General features: G+C 46.9%; 17 protein-coding genes. 2 read left to right on the top strand and 15 right to left on the bottom strand.

The genetic code is table 11. The annotated features are described in order from the left end of the window. The first annotated feature begins 664 nt into the window (after window positions 1–664). Window positions 665–1,570: a 4Fe-4S binding protein gene (locus ADU22_RS15525; RefSeq protein WP_053362964.1), complete on the top strand. Its 906-nt coding sequence runs from the start codon at window positions 665–667 to the stop codon at window positions 1,568–1,570. Window positions 1,571–1,674: 104 nt separating this feature from the next. Here ADU22_RS15525 and ADU22_RS15520 read toward each other — a convergent pair whose 3' ends face one another. The 11 genes from ADU22_RS15520 to ADU22_RS15470 form a co-directional block, all read right to left on the bottom strand. Continuing rightward, window positions 1,675–2,502: a histidinol-phosphatase gene (locus ADU22_RS15520; RefSeq protein ID WP_053362963.1), complete on the bottom strand. Its 828-nt coding sequence runs from the start codon at window positions 2,500–2,502 to the stop codon at window positions 1,675–1,677. A 151-nt stretch (window positions 2,503–2,653) separates the two neighbouring features. Beyond that, window positions 2,654–3,313, bottom strand: a complete 660-nt coding sequence (locus ADU22_RS15515) for a CoA transferase subunit B (RefSeq protein ID WP_053362962.1) — start codon at window positions 3,311–3,313, stop codon at window positions 2,654–2,656. A 9-nt stretch (window positions 3,314–3,322) separates the two neighbouring features. Next, the gene (locus tag ADU22_RS15510) at window positions 3,323–4,012 is read right to left on the bottom strand and encodes a CoA transferase subunit A (RefSeq protein ID WP_053362961.1); all 690 of its coding nucleotides are present in this window, start codon (window positions 4,010–4,012) and stop codon (window positions 3,323–3,325) included. Window positions 4,013–4,066: 54 nt separating this feature from the next. Then, complete coding sequence (locus ADU22_RS15505; RefSeq protein ID WP_053362960.1) at window positions 4,067–5,605, bottom strand: acyl-CoA carboxylase subunit beta; 1,539 nt, start codon at window positions 5,603–5,605, stop codon at window positions 4,067–4,069. 100 nt (window positions 5,606–5,705) lie between these two features. Continuing rightward, a complete protein-coding gene (locus ADU22_RS15500) occupies window positions 5,706–6,497 on the bottom strand; it encodes an enoyl-CoA hydratase (RefSeq protein WP_053362959.1) in 792 nt (263 codons plus the stop codon). Beyond that, the gene (locus ADU22_RS15495) at window positions 6,494–7,411 is read right to left on the bottom strand and encodes a hydroxymethylglutaryl-CoA lyase (RefSeq protein WP_053362958.1); all 918 of its coding nucleotides are present in this window, start codon (window positions 7,409–7,411) and stop codon (window positions 6,494–6,496) included. Before ADU22_RS15495 ends, ADU22_RS15500 begins: the two co-directional genes overlap by 4 nt. A 12-nt stretch (window positions 7,412–7,423) precedes the next feature. Further along, window positions 7,424–7,636: an acetyl-CoA carboxylase biotin carboxyl carrier protein subunit gene (locus tag ADU22_RS15490; RefSeq protein ID WP_046524713.1), complete on the bottom strand. Its 213-nt coding sequence runs from the start codon at window positions 7,634–7,636 to the stop codon at window positions 7,424–7,426. 13 nt (window positions 7,637–7,649) lie between these two features. After that, window positions 7,650–9,008 carry an acetyl-CoA carboxylase biotin carboxylase subunit gene (locus ADU22_RS15485; RefSeq protein WP_053362957.1) on the bottom strand — a complete coding sequence of 453 codons (1,359 nt, stop codon included), beginning with the start codon at window positions 9,006–9,008 and terminating at the stop codon, window positions 7,650–7,652. Window positions 9,009–9,026: 18 nt separating this feature from the next. Then, window positions 9,027–10,661, bottom strand: coding sequence for an AMP-binding protein (locus ADU22_RS15480; protein ID WP_053362956.1), 1,635 nt, complete (start codon window positions 10,659–10,661; stop codon window positions 9,027–9,029). 18 nt (window positions 10,662–10,679) lie between these two features. After that, the gene (locus ADU22_RS15475) at window positions 10,680–11,822 is read right to left on the bottom strand and encodes an acyl-CoA dehydrogenase (protein ID WP_053362955.1); all 1,143 of its coding nucleotides are present in this window, start codon (window positions 11,820–11,822) and stop codon (window positions 10,680–10,682) included. 80 nt (window positions 11,823–11,902) lie between these two features. Further along, window positions 11,903–12,541, bottom strand: coding sequence for a TetR/AcrR family transcriptional regulator (locus tag ADU22_RS15470; RefSeq protein WP_053362954.1), 639 nt, complete (start codon window positions 12,539–12,541; stop codon window positions 11,903–11,905). A 258-nt stretch (window positions 12,542–12,799) separates the two neighbouring features. On the opposite strand from ADU22_RS15470, the gene ADU22_RS15465 reads away from it, so the two are divergent. Then, the gene (locus tag ADU22_RS15465) at window positions 12,800–13,816 is read left to right on the top strand and encodes a DUF1646 family protein (protein WP_197280138.1); all 1,017 of its coding nucleotides are present in this window, start codon (window positions 12,800–12,802) and stop codon (window positions 13,814–13,816) included. Between the two features lie 55 nt (window positions 13,817–13,871). On the opposite strand, the gene ADU22_RS15460 is transcribed toward ADU22_RS15465, so the two are convergent. The 4 genes from ADU22_RS15460 to ADU22_RS15445 form a co-directional block, all read right to left on the bottom strand. Next, window positions 13,872–15,548, bottom strand: coding sequence for a glycoside hydrolase family 13 protein (locus ADU22_RS15460; RefSeq protein ID WP_156324365.1), 1,677 nt, complete (start codon window positions 15,546–15,548; stop codon window positions 13,872–13,874). Between the two features lie 121 nt (window positions 15,549–15,669). Next, window positions 15,670–17,070, bottom strand: coding sequence for a PTS system trehalose-specific EIIBC component (gene treP, locus ADU22_RS15455; protein ID WP_053362951.1), 1,401 nt, complete (start codon window positions 17,068–17,070; stop codon window positions 15,670–15,672). A gap of 288 nt (window positions 17,071–17,358) precedes the next feature. Further along, window positions 17,359–18,201 (bottom strand): polyamine aminopropyltransferase, encoded by an 843-nt coding sequence (gene speE / locus ADU22_RS15450; RefSeq protein ID WP_053362950.1) that lies wholly within the window; start codon window positions 18,199–18,201, stop codon window positions 17,359–17,361. A 117-nt stretch (window positions 18,202–18,318) separates the two neighbouring features. Beyond that, window positions 18,319–18,969 carry a bifunctional 4-hydroxy-2-oxoglutarate aldolase/2-dehydro-3-deoxy-phosphogluconate aldolase gene (locus ADU22_RS15445; protein WP_053362949.1) on the bottom strand — a complete coding sequence of 217 codons (651 nt, stop codon included), beginning with the start codon at window positions 18,967–18,969 and terminating at the stop codon, window positions 18,319–18,321. Window positions 18,970–19,012: the final 43 nt, after the last annotated feature.

Genomic DNA, 19,012 nt, shown 5'->3' with positions numbered 1-19,012 from the left:
ACCCGTCCGCCGCTGACCATCGGGAGCAAGCTCCCTCAAGTCCGCTCGACTTGCATGTATTAGGCACGCCGCCAGCGTTCGTCCTGAGCCAGGATCAAACTCTCCAATAAGATGAGACTTCCGTCGCGGGGTGTTCTTCCCCGTGATGGTTAGTCGAATCAATCGGGTATTTACGGGCTGTTATCCGCGGTGCGGATTTACTGCGCGTTGATACCCGATAAGAGTATGAGTAAGCTCATAATTTAAAACGTTGGCTCGTGAATCTCTATTATATAGAAGAAACACGATATTATTGTTTGTTGACGCTTGTTTGTTTAGTTTTCAAAGAGCAAATCGTTGTCTGTTTCAGCGACAACTTTTATATCTTACTATATTTCATATCAAACCGTCAACACTTTTTTAAAGTTTATTTTAAAAAAAGCAATGGCAATTGATATTTTGTTACCTTGCTGTTTGAGCAGCTAAATTAGAATAACACCCTTCCTAGAATTGTTCAATAGAAACTTTTTACAATTCCAAATTAGAACGTAAAGAAAATAAGGTGCAACATCATCTTACATTTATGGCTAAGATGTTAAAAAAGTGTGGAAATCCAGGGAACATGGATGGAATGGCAGCTAAAAAGCGATAAAATAAAGATAGATTAATAGAAGAAGGTGAAGAGATGCCGCTATTGATGGATTGGCTTGAGAGCCTCAGCTACGACATTAAAGCTGGAGGGCAATGCGTTAGGAATGCCAGTCCGTTCAGCACATGCACGGCCTGTCAGGAAAGTTGCGAAAAAAACGCAATTATTATAGATAAAAGCGGTATTCAAATACTCAAAAACCGATGTGATGGCTGCGGCATGTGCATTCCATCCTGTCCGGTCCAGGCTCTTGAAGGTCTGTCGCCTATTCGAAAAACAATCGGTGACACACTGGTGCTTGATGAAGACCTGCAGCCGACTAAATATGAGCTTTTGCATTTTCACAAAAAAGGAATACGGGCAATTGCCATACCAAAGGGCGATAAGAAAATGCAAAAACTGGTTGACGAAACGAATGAGACTCTTGAAAAAATGGAAACAAATTTATTTCAGGTTATTACGGGACCAGTACAAGACCTAAGAGGACAAAAAAGGCTGTCCAGGCGAGAATTTTTCAGCAAACTTGCCATTGACAGCAAACATCTTGCGCTTTCCACTATCACACCCGCTAAGTGGCGTTTTGATCAAGATAAATTCAGGCGAGCCGGGATGTTTGAAGGATGGGCTTTTTTTCAGGTTCACCTTGATTCTGTAAAATGCTCGCTTTGTGAGGCTTGTTTCCGTCTCTGTCCTGGTGAAGTGTTCATGACTAATGGAAGTCTTTTGGTCATCGATACTGGTAATTGCAATGGATGCTCGCTTTGCATGGACGTATGCCGGGAAAATGCGGTCCGATTAGAACCCGATTTGCAGAAAGCTCTGGAATTGGAGGCTACAGTCCTCCCGCTCAGCTGTCAAAAGTGCTCTTGCGACTTCTTGGGCTGGAAACAAGCCGACATTTGCCCTATCTGTCAAGGGAAAGGCCAGCATAGTCTCTCATAGTACCTTCTCTAAGGTACTTTTTTGTCCCGCTTTATGCTGGCTCCTTTGTCCATCTCTTTACTGCTTCAGCGCTTCACCGACCTGCGGGTCAGGCACCCTTTAGGCTATAGAAGGACTTTGATGCGCTGTTTTTGCCTGAAGTAGCACCATTCTTTAAATCCGATTTGTTTTAGGCGTGCGGCTACTTCGTCGAATTCGTCACCGACTCGTTCGGGATCGTGGGCGTCGGACCCGAAGGTGACCATGACTCCATAATGCCTGGCCATCTCAAGGATTTCGTCGGCTGGGTACCAGCCTCCTACTGTCTTGGTTTTTCCGGAAGTATTGATTTCAATGGCAATATCCTCTTCACCAATTGTTTTTAGTGTTTTCTCCACGGTCTTGGTCTGGATATCTGAGAACTCCGGATAAAACCCCTTCATAGCGTCGATATGCCCAAGTACCTGGTACAATCCGCTGCGGGCGGACTGGTCGATCAAATCATAGTACGTATCTTTCACTTTTACCTTTTGCTGCTGAGACAACCCGTTCCAGCGCTTTTTATTAAAAATGCTCTTCCCCTCTACCTGATGGACAGAACCAATGACGTAATCAAATGGATACTTATCGAAATGGGAACGGTATAGTTCCACATGTTCTGGAAAGAAATCGGCTTCGATTCCGAGCAGCACTTCAATTTTGCTGCTGTACTTCTCCTTAAGTGACTGAACTTCTTTTATATATTGAGGAAACTCGCTTTTCCCCATCGCTATTTTTGGAAAGGCCTGGTCTTCCTTATAGGAAAAAAACGGGGAATGATCTGCTATTCCGATAACAGCCAATCCTCTCTCAATCGCGGCCTTTATATAATCCTCGACCTTGCCCCGTGCATGGCCGCAACGGTCATGATGGGTATGCAAATCGAACTTGGTTGTCTCTGGCTTTTCACTCATTAAATCACCTCTAGTAGTTCATCGTCTACTTGTAGTATGCTGACAAATGCCTGTTTTATAGAAATTTTTTGGTGCAGCATGCAAGCTCTGCACTCCATTTCCTAAAATAGAAAAAAGCGGCGCCCGGAAGAGACCACCGCAAAATAATAAATCAAAAAGCATCAACCTTTACTTCATCAGGAATTATCAATTCCGGTTCTGTACATTCGACGATTTCCTCTACTGTAAATCCTTTCGCCACTTCCACGAGTTTCAATCCTTCTGAAGTGACATCGAGTACAGCCCGGTCCGTGATAATCCGCTCGACTACTCCTTCTCCGGTAAGCGGCAAGGTACATTGTTTGAGAATTTTTGACTGGCCATGCTTATTCACATGTTCCATGATGACAATCGTTTTGCGCGCTCCATGAACCAGGTCCATGGCACCGCCCATTCCTTTGACCATCTTTCCAGGTATCATCCAGTTTGCAAGATCGCCTGCTTCGGAAACTTCCATACCCCCTAAAATCGCGACATCAATATGGCCGCCGCGAATCATCGCGAAAGATTCCGCACTGTCAAAATAGGCAGCTCCTGGTATGGCCGTCACCGTTTCCTTGCCGGCATTGATCAAATCTGAATCTACTTCGTTTTCAGCAGGATAGGGCCCAATGCCAAGAAGTCCGTTTTCCGACTGGAGGACCACCTGTTTGTTGTTCGAAATAAAGTTGGCGACCATTGTCGGCATGCCAATCCCCAAGTTAACATAGTTGCCGTTTTCAATCTCCTGCTCAGCCCGCCTTGCAATTTTTTCCCTTGTATTCACCTTCAAACCCCTCCTTTACCCTTTAGTCGTCCTTCGCTCAATGCGCTTCTCTTGCTCCCCATGGATCAAAGCCTGCACATAAATTCCTGGTGAGTGGATGAAATCAGGGTCAAGGTCGCCAATTTCGACAATTTCCTCTGTTTCAGCTATAGTCACTTTTCCGGCAGCCGCCATCATTGCATTAAAGTTACGGGCGGTTTTCCGGTACACAAGATTCCCCATTTTATCAGCCTTGAAAGCGCGGATGAGGCTGACATCCGCGACAAGAGCTTCCTCGAGAAGGTATTCCTTTCCATTGAACATCCGAACTTCCTTGCCCTCTGCGATTGGCGTACCAACCCCGGCTGGTGTAAAGAAAGCAGGAATTCCTGCCCCGCCTGCACGGATTTTTTCAGCGAGGGTTCCCTGAGGAGTCAGTTCAACCTCAATTTCGCCGGCCAGCAGTTGGCGCTCAAATTCCTTGTTTTCCCCTACATACGAAGCAATGATCTTTTTAATCTGCTTGTTTTGCAGCAGAAGCCCAAGGCCCCAATCATCCACCCCGCAGTTATTTGAAATGATTGTTAAATCTTTGGTCCCCTTTTCTGCCAGCGCCTGAATCAGGTTTTCAGGGATTCCGCACAAGCCGAAGCCTCCGACCATCAAGGTCATTCCATCCTGTATTCCTTCTACAGCTTCAGCAAAATCAGTGTATATTTTTTTCACACGAGTTCCCTCCTTTGATCGAAAGGTCAAACCGAGATTAGCTAAACTTCCTTCTTATACCGGATATACCCCATGCTTGCGCTCGGAAAAAACCATGTACTTTGACATATAAACATCCAGGCGGGCAGCAAGTTCCTCACGAAGGTTGTTAGGCTCGACGATGTCATCAATGATCAATTCTGACGCAAGGCGGTATATATCAATATCCTCGCGGTATTCTTCCCGCTTTTCGGCAATGAAAGCGGCGCGCTCTTCTTCAGGCAAGGCGGCAATTTTATTTGCATATACCGCATTGACAGCTGCCTCTGGCCCCATGACGGCAATGGCAGCAGAAGGAAGTGCGATGCAGCAGTCCGGCTCAAACGCAGGGCCGGCCATTGCATACAAACCGGCACCATAAGCTTTCCTTACAATGACTGTCATTTTTGGCACCGTTGCTTCGCTCATGGCCGAGATCATTTTGGCACCATGGCGGATGATTCCTGCTTTTTCTACATTCGTGCCGATCATGAAACCTGGTACATCGGCCAGGAACAGCAGCGGTATATGGTAGGCATCGCACAGATTGATAAATTTGGCTGCTTTATCTGCAGAGTCATGGAACAAAACACCACCCTTGACCCTCGGCTGATTGGCGATGATGCCGACCGGCTGGCCATTGATCCTTCCCAGGCAGGTAATCAATTCGGCAGCAAACAATTTTTTAATTTCGCACATCGAGCCTTCGTCGATCAAGCGTTCAATCAGCTGGTACATGTCAAACGGAGCATTTTGGTTCTTCGGAATCAACTCTTCGATGGTCTTATCGAAAGAAGCTGGCGCTTTTGCTTCCTCTCTTGCCGGCTTTTCGGAAAAATTGTCAGGGAAGTAGGTTAAATATTTCCGGGCATAGGCAATAGCTTCTTCTTCCGATTTGGCAAGCACATCGCCGCAGCCGGAAATAGAGCAGTGCATTTTCGCGCCTCCCATTTGCTCCAATGTAACTTTTTCGCCTATGACCATTTCAGCCATCCGGGGTGACCCCAGGTACATGGAAGCGTTCCCGTCCACCATGACTACGATGTCACAGAAGGCAGGAATATAGGCTCCGCCTGCTGCCGAAGGGCCGAATAAAAGGCAGATTTGCGGAACTTTCCCTGACATTTTCACCTGATTGTAAAAAATTCGTCCTGCACCGCGCCGGCCCGGGAACATTTCAAGCTGATCCGTGATGCGTGCGCCGGCAGAATCAACAAGATAAAGCATAGGGCAGCGAAGCTTTTCAGCAGTTTCCTGGATGCGGATGATTTTTTCAACCGTCCTTTTCCCCCAGGAGCCGGCCTTGACGGTTGAATCATTTGCCATTACACAGACCGTGCGGCCATGTATTTTCCCAATCCCGGTAACAACGCCGTCAGCAGGCAAATCCCCTGCAAGTACGTTGGCGAACAAGCCGTCTTCTGCCTGCAGCCCATTATCGAATAACAGGTTCAGACGGTCGCGGACAAACATCTTCCCCTGCTCTTCATTCTTTTGATGGTATTTTTCTTGTCCCCCCTTAAGGACGGACTCTTTTTTTGTCTGATAGTCGGATTTAGCGTGGGTCTCGTTCATCGAGATACCTCCTTTATTGGTGTCGAAAACATATAGGCAATCACAAGCAGCTCATAATGGACATTCAATGTGTTAATGCCTGCTTGCAGCTCCTATCTGCTTATTGGCCGGTATAGTGGGGCGGACGCTTTTCCGCAAACGCATTCAAGCCTTCGATCCGGTCACGGCTTGGTATGAGGGCATCATAAGCAAGCTGTTCAATTTGCAAGCCGGTCGCCAGGTCCACTTCAATTCCTTTGTTGATCGCTTTCTTTGCCTGTACTAGAGCCAACGGACCATTCTTTGCCATTTGTCCGGCAATTTCAAGAGCTTTCTCGAGGAGCTGGCCCCGGGGGACAGCATATTCAAGAATTCCCATGGAAGCCGCCTCTTCTGCATTAAGACGCTTGGCCGTATAAATCAGCTCTTTAGCTTTCCCCGCCCCAATCAGCCTCGGCAGGCGCTGTGTTCCTCCTGCACCTGGAATGATGGCAAGCGAAGTTTCAGTGAGGCCGAGCTTGGCCTCAAGGGCCCCTATACGCAGATCGCAGGCAAGCGCAAGCTCAAGTCCGCCTCCGAATGCGACTCCATTCAGTGCAGCAATCACTGGCTGGGGCAGCTCTTCGACCTCGTTAATTGTTGCTCCGATCAGCCGAACCGTCTGTTTCGCCTCGGCATCACTCATATTCCGGCGCTCTTTCAGGTCTGCTCCGGCACAAAAAGCCTTTTCCCCAGCCCCAGTAAGGATGATAACCCTTACAATACTGTCCGTTTTTAAACCCGACAACACTTCTTTAAAATCGTGAAGCATCTTTACTGATAAAGCATTGGCCGCCTCCGGACGGTTCAATGTCACGACTGCAACTCCATCGCTTCGCTTATCCACAGCAACTGTAGTGGCTGTTTCGTTCATGACAAACACTCCTCTCCTTCTCCCCGCAGGATTTCCATCTGGCGGCTTCTCAGCGGCTTAGACAGTGTTTTCTCGAACAACTGGGCCGATTTTAGGACGGCAACAAGATCAACTCCTGTCTCAATGCCCATTTCATGAAGCATATAAAGCAAATCCTCGGTTGCAACATTGCCGGATGCCCCTTTTGCATAAGGGCACCCCCCTAATCCGCCCAGGGCGCTGTCGAAGGTGGTGATTCCCATTTCGAGTGATTTGACAATATTGGCCAATGCTGTCCCCCTCGTATCGTGAAAGTGCATGGCAAGGGAGCCTGCTTCAAAATGCGGCAGCAAATCCTCCAGCAACTGTTCCACCTGGGTCGGAACTGCTACGCCGATCGTCTCTCCCAGCGACAATTCATCAATTCCCATTTCAAAAAGACGCTCTGCAACCACCCTGACCTTTTCAGGAGCAATATAGCCTTCATAAGGACAGCTAATCACCGTCGATACATAGCCGCGGACCGTTTTCCCCGCCAGTTTCGCTTCACGGACCACTTCTTCCAGGACTGGGTAAGTCGCGTCAATCGACTTGTTGATATTGCTGCGGTTATGGGCCTCGCTTGCCGACATGAAAACGCTCACTTCATCGACACCCGCTTCAAGCGCTCCATCAAGCCCCTTAAGATTGGGAACGAGGGCAGCATATGTAAGTCCCTGTTTCCTCTTGATCTGCTTAAGAACCTTTGCGGCATCGGCAAGCTGCGGAATCCATCTTGGGTGGACAAACGAACTGACCTCAATATAAGAAAGCCCTGTAACCGAAAGCGAATCAATCCAGGAAATCTTTGCCTCGGTCGGTACTTGCTGCTTTTCATTCTGCAGGCCATCGCGGGGACCAACTTCCTTGATTGTCACGTTTTTTGGAAGTTTCAAAGACTTGGCCTCCTATTCTACTTCGACAATGACATCCGTATCGTTGACAAAGTCGCCTTCATTTACAAGCACCTTGGTAATGGTGCCATCCTGTTCCACACTTACGGGTATTTCCATTTTCATGGATTCCAGAATGACGACCTCCTGGCCTGCCTTTACCTCGTCTCCTTCTTTTACAAGCACTTTCCATACGTTTCCTGCCATTCCTGATTCAACTTTTGCCATTATGCATTCTCCTTTACTTGGTTGAGGTTAATTGTGGTAAATAATATTCGTTCACAAATTGTGTTGTCGTATAGCCTGCTAAAAATTGTTCGTGCGTGATTGTTTTGAGGAGCATCGGAATGTTGGTTTTGATGCCTTCCACTTCATAGTTTTCAAGGGCATTTTTCATCCGCTCGCAAGCCTGATTCCGGCTCTCTCCCCACACAACCAATTTGGCGATCATCGGGTCGTAGAATGGAGTTACCTGGGAGCCAGATTCCACACTACATTCATGCCGGACGCCTTCACCGTCCGGAAGGCTGAATTGTGTGATTTTTCCCGGCGATGGAAAGAATGTTTTCGGATCTTCTGCATAAATCCTCACTTCAATGCTGTGTCCTCTCCGCTGAACCTCTTCCCGGGTGATAGAAAGTTTTTCCCCTGCAGCGACCTTCAGCTGTTCCTCGACTAGGTCAAGGCCTGTAATTTCTTCCGTAACCGGATGCTCGACTTGCAATCTTGTGTTCATTTCAAGGAAATAGAAATTCTGCTTCTTATCTACCAAAAACTCAATCGTTCCGGCATTTGTGTAGCCGATATGCTTTGCCGCTGCCACTGCGGCATCCAGCATTTTAGTCCGCGTTTCTTCGCTGATGAATGGCGACGGTGCTTCCTCCACGACTTTTTGGTTGCGGCGCTGGATGGAGCATTCCCTTTCCCACAAAGGCACAATGTTCCCATGGGTATCAGCCAGGATCTGCACCTCGATATGATGCGGTTCAGCAATATATTTTTCAAGGAACATCGCACCATCGCCAAAAAAGGATTCTGCCCGTTTTTTATTGCCGGCGAAGGCTTTAAGAAGCTCCTCCTCCGAATTAACCAGCTGCATGCCAATTCCGCCGCCGCCCGCTGAGGCTTTCAGCATCAGAGGGTAACCAATTTTCTCTGCTGCCATCCTGGCTTCTTCCTCATTCTCAAGGGGCGTATTTATGCCCTCTATGATTGGAACGCCTGCTTCTTTCATCGTTTTCCGTGCTTCAATCTTGCTGCCCATTGAAGCAATGATTTCAGGTGATGGCCCTATGAATACGAGTCCTTCCGCCTTGCACCTGCTCGCAAACACTGCATTTTCGGATAGCAGGCCATAGCCGGGATGAACCGCTTCGGCACCGCTATTTTTAGCTGCCAAGATGATTTCGTCCACATTCAGGTAGCTTTGGTTGACAGGAGGCTTCCCAACGCAATAGGCTTCTTCCGCTTCCCTGACGAATAAGGAATCGGCGTCTGCTTCTGAATAAACCGCCACAGTCTTTATCCCGAGCTTTTTGCATGTACGGATGACTCTTCTTGCAATCTCGCCTCGATTGGCTATTAAAATTTTTGAAAACAATGCGATCGCTCCTTCCGGTTATTTTGTCAATTGATTGATGGACTGCTCCCTTAGCTTGAACTTCTGGATTTTGCCGGAAGCGGTCATCGGATAGGCATCCGTAAAAAAGATGTGCCTCGGAATTTTATGGCGTGAAATCTTTCCGGTGAAGTATTCCTTGATTTCTTCTGCCGTGGCCGTTACGCCTTCTTTTAAAATAATCCATGCCATGACTTCTTCCCCGTACTTTTCATCTGGCACACCAACCACCTGGGCGTCGAGCACCTTTGGATGCGTATACAGGAATTCTTCGATTTCACGCGGATAGATGTTTTCGCCGCCGCGGATGATCATATCCTTCAGCCGTCCTGTTATCCGGCAATAGCCGTTTTCATCCATTACCGCCAAATCGCCGGTATGCAGCCAGCCGTCCTCATCAATTGCTTCCCGAGTCGCGTCCGGATTCCGGTAATACCCTTTCATCACATGGTAGCCGCGGGTGCATAGCTCGCCTTGGGTATTGTAAGGAAGCTCTCTCGAAGTTCCCGGCTCAACAATTTTCACTTCCACATCCGGCAGCGCCCTTCCGACTGTTTCCACGCGAAGCTCGACTGGGTCATTTGTCCGTGTTTGCGTAATAACCGGGGAGGATTCTGTTTGGCCGTAGCAAATCGTGATTTCCCTCATGTTCATCTTATTCATGACATTTTTCATCACTTCAATGGGGCAGTTGGACCCTGCCATTACACCCGTGCGGAGGCTGGTAAGATCGTATTTCTCAAAATTCGGGTGGTTCAGCTCGGCGATGAACATGGTTGGCACACCATGAAGGGCGGTGCATTTCTCCTGCTCTACTGTCTTCAGGACTTGTTCAGGCTCAAACTCCTGCACTGGCACCATGGTGGCCCCGACAGACACGCAGGCCAGAGTGCCGATGACGCAGCCAAAGCAATGGAAGAAGGGAACGGGAATGCAAAGCCGGTCGGCTACAGTGAGTTCCATGCAGCGGGCAATATTATAGGCATTGTTCACCAGGTTGCGATGTGTCAGCATGACTCCTTTTGGAAAGCCGGTCGTTCCGGAAGTGTATTGCATATTGATAACGTCATTATAATCAAGCGAATCCTGCCTTGCCTGAAGTTCTTCATTATTGGTTTTGCCGGCCATTTCGAGAATGTCAGACCAATTGAAGACTCCATCATACTTGTTTTCACTTAAAACGATTACATTTTTTAATAGTGGGAGACGCTTGGACTCCAGCTTGCCAGGTTCGCACGTTTTCAGTTCGGGACAAAGCTCAAAAATGGTATCAATATAGGAGTTGCCTCGGTAGTCTTCTATTAAAAACAGAGTTGTGCTATCTGACTGGCGCAAAAGGTACTCAAGTTCCGAAGAGCGGTAATTCGTATTGACGGTAACCAGTACAGCCCCCATTTTTCCGGTGCCAAATTGCAGGCTGACCCATTCAGGAGTATTGGTTGCCCAGACGGCCACATTTTCTCCTTTTTGTATGCCAAGGGCCATCAAGCCTTTGGCCACCTGGTCGCAAACTGCATTGAATTCCCGGTAGGTATAACGAAGCCCGCGGTCAGGATAGACCAATGCTTCCTGGTCGGGGATTTCGCGGGCTCTTTCAGCTAGCATTTGTCCTACAGACATACGGATTTCGGTCATTATTTCTTCTCCTCCTACTTAGCATCCTAATTGGCGTGCAATGACCATGCGCTGAATCTCCGATGTACCCTCGCCGATTTCCATTAACTTAATATCGCGCAAATGCCTTTCTACGTCATATTCCTTCATATATCCGTATCCGCCATGAATCTGGATGGCCTGGTTGCAGACGCGGAAGCCCATTTCCGATGCAAATAGTTTGGCGAAAGCGGATTCTTTTCCAAAAGGTTTTCCCTGGTCTTTCAGCCATGCTGCTTTGTACACCATGTTCCGCGCCAATTCGATTTCCATTGCCATGTCGGCCAATTTAAATTGGATTGCCTGGAACTTTGAGATGGACTGGCCGAATTGCTGCCGTTCTTTTGAGTATTGAAGTGCTTTTTCGAATGCTGCCTGGGCGATTCCCACAGACAGAGCGGCAATTGAAATGCGTCCTCCGTCAAGGGTGAATAGAAACTGGCTGAAGCCCTTTTTCTCGTCGCCCAGCAGATTCTTTCTTGGAACCCGGACATTCTCCAGGATGATTTCACAAGTATTGGAACCGCGGACACCCATTTTGTCGTAGTTGCAGGAAATGGTCACTCCAGGAGCATTGGTTGGAACGATGATCGCAGAAACGATATTCCGGCCGTCATCCCGCTTCCCGGTGACAGCGGTTACAATTACCTGCCGGGAATATCCTGCATTGGTAATCCAGCACTTCTCGCCGTTAATCACCCATTCGTCACCATCCAGGACTGCTTTGGTTCTTGTGCCTCCAGCATCGGAACCTGCATTTGGTTCAGTCAGCCCAAACGCACCCATTGTTTCTCCTTTCGCCATCGGTACCAGCCATTCCTGCTTTTGTTCTTCAGTTCCAAAATAATAAATTGGGCTTGCTCCCAAGCTTGTATTGGCCGCATAGCTCAAACCGGTACCTCCGCATGCTTTCCCGATTTCCTCTACAGCAATAATGTAGGAAATCGTATCCCCGCCCGCACCGCCGTATTCTTCAGGGAACGGGATCCCAAGCAATCCGAGTTCTCCGAGTTTTTGGAATGTCTCATAGCGCATTTTCGAGGTTTCATCCACTTCACGAGCGTATGGCTTGATTTCTTTTTCGGCAAAATCCCTTACCATTTCCTTCAGCATTTGCTGTTCTCTTGTTAATTCAAAATTCATTGTTTTTCTCCCTTCGGACGGACTAGTCGGTCTGTTTAGTACCGACCAGTCGGTCTGTTTTTTGTTTTATAATAGCCAGCTTACTTGATGTTAGGCTGACTTTTGAGGAGGAGGGAATGGACTTCTTCCTGTTTCATTCCTTTTTCGGTTAGAAGTGAATGCAATAGCAGGTCATTAAATATCGTTGCGATGGCTTCAATTGATAGCGGCCCTTCTTTCTTGAACCACTTATAAGTCCAGTTGACCATTCCAATAATGGCCATTGCGGTAATTTCCGCCGGCACCTCTGTACGGAAGTCGCCGTTTGCCTGCCCTTCCTGGATAACCTGGATAATCAAGTTCCGGTACTCATCGCGTTTTTCATTGATCTGTTGATTAAAATCACCTGTTAAATAAGTGCTCTCCTGGTAGAATACGGTGATGTGGGGTTTGTAAAGGTCAAAAACCTTTGTGAATGACTGGATGATGGCACATAAGCGGGAAACCGGTGTATCGCAATTGTCATACGCTTTCCTCGCCTTATCAAGTACATAGGAGATAAAGACATCGTGGATGTGATAAAGCAATTCGTCCTTGCTTTTAAAATTGTGGTAAAACCCCCCTTTTGATGACCCTGATTCTGCAACAATCTCGTCCACAGTTACTCCATGGTAGCCCTTTTTTTCAAATAGCACGAGAGCTGTTTCAACAATTCTTTCCTTTAAACTGTATTTTTTCATATTCATCATCCTTTGAATTTAATAGTATCATAGGGACAAAAAAACTTTCAAATATTTTCTGAAAAAACTTTTATTTCTAAAAATTATTAAAAAAACAATATATTCATTTATTGACCATTGACCATTTAACCCACTTTTTAAGGCAAGTTTGTCCCTGCCGGTGCATAGGATAGACTGTTCCGCATTCACGGAAGATACCTCCACCCGGAAAAATGTTAAATGCTGTGAATGCGGATAAGACTAAAAAAGATGGTGTTGTTGATGGCAGGGCTATTAGTTATTTTTTTGCTTGTCCTTGTGCTGCCTTTTACTGTAAAGGCCGTTGAAGAGAACCTGGAAATATTCCTGTTTGTTATGGGGCTGCTGGCAGCGTTCGCAAGCGGGGTTTATAATACTGGCCTATTTTTAAAAGCGGCTTATGACCCCATCTACATTTCGCTGGCCGTTCTTGGCGCCGGCCTGCTGTTCAAATGGCTGCAGCAGCCGCTGGCAAGCCAAATCTTCCTGCTCAGCAGGTTCATTCCTTTCAGAATCTTTGCGGCCGCAGCGGTTTTCACCCTGGGCCTGATCTCAAGCGTCATAACGGCTATCATTGCTGCCCTGATTCTCGTCCTGCTCGTCGAAGAACTGGGGCTCGACCGGAGAGCGCAGGTGAGATTTGTTATCCTGGCCTGCTATTCAATTGGGCTCGGCGCCTCGCTCACCCCGATTGGCGAAACATTATCAACGATTGCCGTAAGCAAATTAAATGAGGATTTTTTCTATTTATTCAGGCTTCTTGGACCTGAAATTTTGTCTGCCCTTCTCCTGTTGGGCTGTTTAACGTTTTTTCTGGTACATCCTCCTCCCAGAAAAAAAAGGCCTGCTGCCAAGGGAGGCAGCAGGTCGGATTACGAAGAAATTTTTGTCAGGGCATTGAAGATTTATTTTTTTGTCATGGGGTTGACCTTCCTTGGATCAGGATTTGAACCGCTGATCAACACATATCTTCTCGAGCTCAATCCGCTTATTCTTTACTGGATCAATATGGTTTCAGCCATTCTCGATAATGCCACTCTCGCTGCTGCCGAATTAAGTCCAGCGATGGAGGATGCTACGATTCAAGCCATCCTGCTCGGCCTGCTGATAAGCGGGGGTATGCTGATTCCCGGCAATATTCCCAATATCATTGCCGCGAACAAACTGAAAATCACAAGCAAAGAGTGGGCGGCTTTCGGGGTACCCCTCGGTCTTGTGACGATGCTGCTCTACTATTTTATTATTGTCCTGATGTAAGCGGCACATCCTTTTGGCAAAGCAGCCCCAGGCCATGACTGGGGCTGCTTTGCTATTAGGGTAGAAGATAAACCCTTGCTTCGTATGGCTTTAACGAAACTCGCCGCAAATCTTCGCCTTCCCGTTCAGCATAGTTGCTGATCAATAACCTCGCATCATTCAAATTCAAGTTGCTTGGCCATTCAAATTGATTTTCTTTCCCATAAAAGTTGCAGATGACCAGGAGGGTTTGCCCTTCGAGTGTCCGCTTAAAGGAAAAGATTTCAGGATGCTCGGCATCAACCAGATCATATTCGCCATAGACGATGACATCATAAGACTTGCGCAGCTGAATCAGCCTGCGGTAAAAATGGTAAACGGAATCTTCATCAGCAACAGCCTGTTCGGCATTGATATCAAGATAATTAGGATTGACACCAATCCATGGCTCTCCTGTTGTAAAGCCGGCGTGCCTGCTCGCATCCCACTGCATCGGCGTCCTGGAGTTATCCCGTCCCTTTGCATAGATGCTCTCCATTATTTTTTCCTCGCGTACACCGTCTGCTTTCTGCTCCCGGTAAAAATTGATGATTTCGATATCCCGGTACTCCTGGATGGAATCAAAGCGGATATTTGTCATGCCCAGCTCTTCTCCTTGATACACATACGGAGTTCCTTTCATCATATGAAGGAGGGTGGCCAGCATTTTCGCAGATTCAACGCGATACTCTTTATCATTCCCGAAACGTGAGACGGACCGAGGCTGGTCATGGTTGTTGAAATACAGGCTGTTCCAGCCCTTGTGTTCAAGCGCTTTTTGCCATTTGGTCAAGTTCTTTTTTAAATCCTGGAGATTAAGCGGCTTCAAATCCCATTTTCCGCCCGGTCCGTTATCAAGCCCCATATGCTCGAACTGGAACACCATATTTAATTCCTTCCGCTCTTCGGCTGTGTACATTTGCGCAAGTTCAGGTGTCACTCCCGGCATTTCGCCGACCGTCATGACATCATATTTGGAAAGGGTCTTTTCATTCATTTCCTGTAAATAGTCATGGATATGAGGCCCATTCCGGTAAAGCTTGCTTCCCGAAGCATATTTTTTGCCTGGTTTCGGTTCACCGTCTTCAAAAGTCTCCGGCTTTGAAATAAAATTGATGACATCCATCCGGAAACCGTCAATTCCCTTATCAAGCCACCATCTCATCATTTCATACACTTCCTCGCGAAGCTGCGGATTACGCCAATTCAAATCCGGCTGCTTTTTCGAGAACAAATGGAGATAATACTCATCCGTTCCTTCATCATACTCCCAGGCTGATCCGCCAAAGTTTGAATACCAGTTAGAAGGCTCCTTCCCATCCTTGCCAGGGCGCCAGATAAAATAATCCCTGTATGGATTGTCCTTTGATTTACGGGCTTCGACAAACCATGGGTGTTCATCTGAGCTGTGATTGACAACGAGGTCCATGATCAGCTTCATGCCCCGGTTATGTACTTCTTCAAGGAGGTTCTCCCAGTCTTGCATTGTACCGAACTCATCCATGATGTCCTGGTAATCACTGATATCATAGCCATTATCATCATTCGGGGATTTGTAGACAGGAGACAGCCAAATCACATCGATGCCGAGGTCCTGCAGGTAATCCAATTTGGAAATGATTCCCCGAAGGTCACCAATCCCATCACCATTGCTGTCCATAAAACTGCGGGGATAGATTTGATAAACGACACTTTCCTTCCACCATGCTTTCATGTTCATCACTCCAGACTGTATTATTTTAAAAAGAAAGAACGATACCGTTTTGAACATGATTTCCTTATGTTCGTTGGTATCGTTCTATTTATATTCTGCCTGCCAAGACAGGAGAAGGATATTACTTTTCTTTGCGCATCTTTCCAAACAGCAGTGTCAAGGCAAACGGCACGACAAGCGTAATCGCCATTCCAATGAAGAAGGCACCCCAGTTTTGCGGGAAGATGGACAAGAAACCAGGAAGTCCGCCTACTCCGATGGATGGAGCCTTAACACCTGCTACGGAGATAAAGGCACCGGCCAGGGCAGAACCAATAATAGCCGAGATAAACGCGAACCGGAAGCGAAGGTTGACACCGAACATCGCCGGCTCTGTAATACCCAAATAAGCAGAAACGGCAGATGTACCAGACAAACTTTTAAGTTTTTCATCTTTTACGACGAACATCATCGCAAGTGCCGCTGTACCCTGGGCAATATTCGAAAGGGCTACCATTGGCCATAAGAACGTTCCGCCAGTGCTTCCGATCAGCTGAAGGTCAACTGCCAGGAAGGTATGGTGCATACCAGTAATAACAAGAGGTGCATACAGCCCGCCATAGATCAATCCGCCCAGAACTGGAGCAATTTCGAACAGGCCAACGACTGCATCCGTGATTACATTACCAATTGCGAAGGTGATCGGCCCAATCGCAATAAATGATACAAAACCAGTTACCAGCAAAGCAATAGGCGCAACAAGCAATAATTGAAATGCATCCGGAATCCTTTTTCTCAGGGCAATTTCAATTCTTGCGAGTACATAGGAAGCCAGAAGTACCGGCAATACCTGTCCCTGGTACCCGACCTTTTGGACATCAAGTCCGAAGAGGTTCCAAGTTGGAATTTCATCTGCAGCTCCGTAGCCCCAAGCATTCATCAAATCAGGGTGAACAAGCATCAAGCCAAGTACAATCCCCAGCAGCGGGCTGCCGCCAAAGCGGTTAACTGCTGACCAGCCAATCAGTCCGGGCAGGAACACGAAGGCTGTATTGGCAATCAGGTTGATGATGCTGGCGAAATCCGCCCACTGAGGATATACCTCAATCAGCGCTTCATCAAAGAATATTCCCGGCCCTGTCAAAATATTGTTAATCCCCATCAAAAGACCTGCTGTCACGATTGCTGGCAGGATTGGTATGAAGATGTCGGCCAAGGTTTTAATTGCTCTCTGAAGGGGATTCAGCTTTTTGGCCGCTTCATCTTTAATGTCCTGCTTGCTGGACTCCCCAATGCCAGTCATGGAAACCATTTCTTTATAGACCTTGTCTACTGTTCCCTGTCCAATTACGACCTGGAATTGTCCATTCGTTGAGAAAGACCCTTTTACCAGGTCAATGTTTTCCAGGCTTTCCTTGTCTACTTTGCCTTCATCCTTAAGGGCGAAGCGCAAGCGGGTCACACAGTGGGTTGCAGCGGCGATATTTTCTTTGCCGCCAACTGCCTGGACAATTTGTTCAACTGATTCTTTTTTTACACTCATCCTGTGATCCTCCTGTTACAGTCTGCATACAGACAACAAGTAAACTACTTGATTCTTCTGCATTTTAACTTCCGAATTTATCCCTTTTTACCTTTTGTTAAGGGTTTCATTTTTATCCTTAATTCCTTAAAGGAATCTAGTTAAAACCTAAACGCGGTAAACCGTTTACAAATTCAAAAGTATAGTATTTAAATAGGTAATATTAACTTGTATATACATACTAACTTGCCTATACAAGTTTGTCAACAATATTCGACATAAAAAAAGAAGGCCGAAGTTTGGCCTTCTTCATCCTTGTATCATAAATTGAGGGAGCGAAAAGCATGTTTCAAGGATTTTTTCATTTGCGTAGGAAGTTTTTTTCCCCCTTACCTTTGAAGGATCAGGCACGATTTGTGTTTTCGATCCGATAATAAAACTCCACAGTCCTCCCGGATAGGTCGGTACAACAGCCGTATAAAGTTTTGCCTCCTCGAACAGCGTGCTTATCCTTTCATATGACTGTTTCATAATATCCTCGTGAAAAATCGGGGACTGGCTCTGGCAAACCATCAGGCCGTCATCCTTTAGGGCACTATGCAAACTGCTGTAAAAGCTTTTCTCAAATAAAGCCTCCGCAGGCCCGACCGGATCCGAAGAATCGACGATGATGAGGTCGTATTCGCCCTTCCTTTTACCGGCGAAAGCGACACCATCCTCAAAAATAAACTCTACACGCGGGTCAGTGAGATTCCCGGACACTTCCGGCAAATGCTTCCTGCACACTTCTACAACCTTCTGATCAACTTCAACCATATGCAGTTGCTGTAACTCCTTATATTTGCAGGCTTCCCTGGCAGCGCCGCAGTCGCCTCCCCCGATTATCAGGACTTTCCTTGGGGCAGGATGAAGCGAAAACGGCACATGAATAATCATTTCGTTATAGATATGACCATCCAGAGAAGTCGTCTGAACCACACCATCAAGCACGAGCATTCTGCCGAAACCAAAGGAATCAAGAATCATGATATGCTGGAATTTTGAACTTCCTTCATAAACCACTTTCTTGATCCGGTAACTGATTTTCAAGCTATCCTGTTCCGCCTCAGTCAGCCATAAGTCCCCATCCTGTTTTGTTAGATAGCGGTTCAATCTGATCCCCTCCTGTACTAGTTATATGTATTCTTATGATAATTTTGCAGTTTTTCAAAAGCAAATACAAAAAAACTGGCCAAAAGGAAGATCCTTGGCCAGTTCTCACTATTGCTATTAAAGTGCTTCTCTTGCTTCCTGTACCTTCTTGACATATTGGCTTGCGTATTCTGTAATTTTCCCGTACTCTCCCGTTTTTGCAGGAGCAACCAGGTTTCCGCCAACCCCGACAGCCACACAGCCATTTTTGATCCATTGATCAACATTCTCCAGGCTGACTCCGCCTGTAGGCATAATATTAGCTTGAGGAAGCGGCGCCTTTACCGATTTTACAAAGTCGGGGCCAAAAGCATTGCCAGGGAATAATTTTATGATGTCTGATCCATATTCCATGGCCTTCTTCATTTCTGTAATGGTCATGCAGCCTGGCATATAGGGAACCTGGTATAAGTTGCAAAGCTTGGCTGTCTCCTGGTCAAAGCAAGGGCTGACGATGAATTCGGCACCAGCCAGAATCGCGATTCTCGCTGTAACGGCATCCAGGACCGTTCCAGCACCAATTACAACCTCTGGATTATTTTGATATTGTTCAGCAAGTTCCTTTATGACTTCATCTGCTCCTGCCACCGTAAAAGTGACTTCAATGCCCGTAATTCCGCCTTTTACACAAGCATCCGAAATCTTCACCGCTTCTTCCGGCGAATCGGCTCTTACAACCGCCACAACTCCACAATCTGAAAGTTTGCTTAACACTTTTTGCTTTTTCATACTCTTCTCCTTCAAAGGTCATTTAGTTAGTTAATTCATCGAG

The organism is Bacillus sp. FJAT-27251, assembly GCF_001273925.1.
Classification (GTDB): domain Bacteria; phylum Bacillota; class Bacilli; order Bacillales; family Cytobacillaceae; genus Mesobacillus_B.
The sequence above is the reverse complement of the archived record's forward strand: the minus strand, read 5'-3'. Positions and strand labels throughout refer to the sequence as shown.

Bases quoted from the DNA above. Each gene is read 5' to 3' on its own strand.
- ADU22_RS15500 (WP_053362959.1), bottom strand. From the start codon at position 6,497: ATGAACGAAACAGCCACTACAGTTGCTGTGGATAAGCGAAGCGATGGA.
- ADU22_RS15470 (WP_053362954.1), bottom strand. From the start codon at position 12,541: ATGAAAAAATACAGTTTAAAGGAAAGAATTGTTGAAACAGCTCTCGTG.
- treP (WP_053362951.1), bottom strand. From the start codon at position 17,070: ATGAGTGTAAAAAAAGAATCAGTTGAACAAATTGTCCAGGCAGTTGGC.
- ADU22_RS15490 (WP_046524713.1), bottom strand. From the start codon at position 7,636: ATGGCAAAAGTTGAATCAGGAATGGCAGGAAACGTATGGAAAGTGCTT.
- ADU22_RS15445 (WP_053362949.1), bottom strand. From the start codon at position 18,969: ATGAAAAAGCAAAAAGTGTTAAGCAAACTTTCAGATTGTGGAGTTGTG.
- ADU22_RS15480 (WP_053362956.1), bottom strand. From the start codon at position 10,661: ATGACCGAAATCCGTATGTCTGTAGGACAAATGCTAGCTGAAAGAGCC.
- ADU22_RS15460 (WP_156324365.1), bottom strand. From the start codon at position 15,548: ATGAAAGCATGGTGGAAGGAAAGTGTCGTTTATCAAATCTATCCCCGC.
- ADU22_RS15525 (WP_053362964.1), top strand. From the start codon at position 665: ATGCCGCTATTGATGGATTGGCTTGAGAGCCTCAGCTACGACATTAAA.
- ADU22_RS15475 (WP_053362955.1), bottom strand. From the start codon at position 11,822: ATGAATTTTGAATTAACAAGAGAACAGCAAATGCTGAAGGAAATGGTA.
- ADU22_RS15505 (WP_053362960.1), bottom strand. From the start codon at position 5,605: ATGAACGAGACCCACGCTAAATCCGACTATCAGACAAAAAAAGAGTCC.
- ADU22_RS15520 (WP_053362963.1), bottom strand. From the start codon at position 2,502: ATGAGTGAAAAGCCAGAGACAACCAAGTTCGATTTGCATACCCATCAT.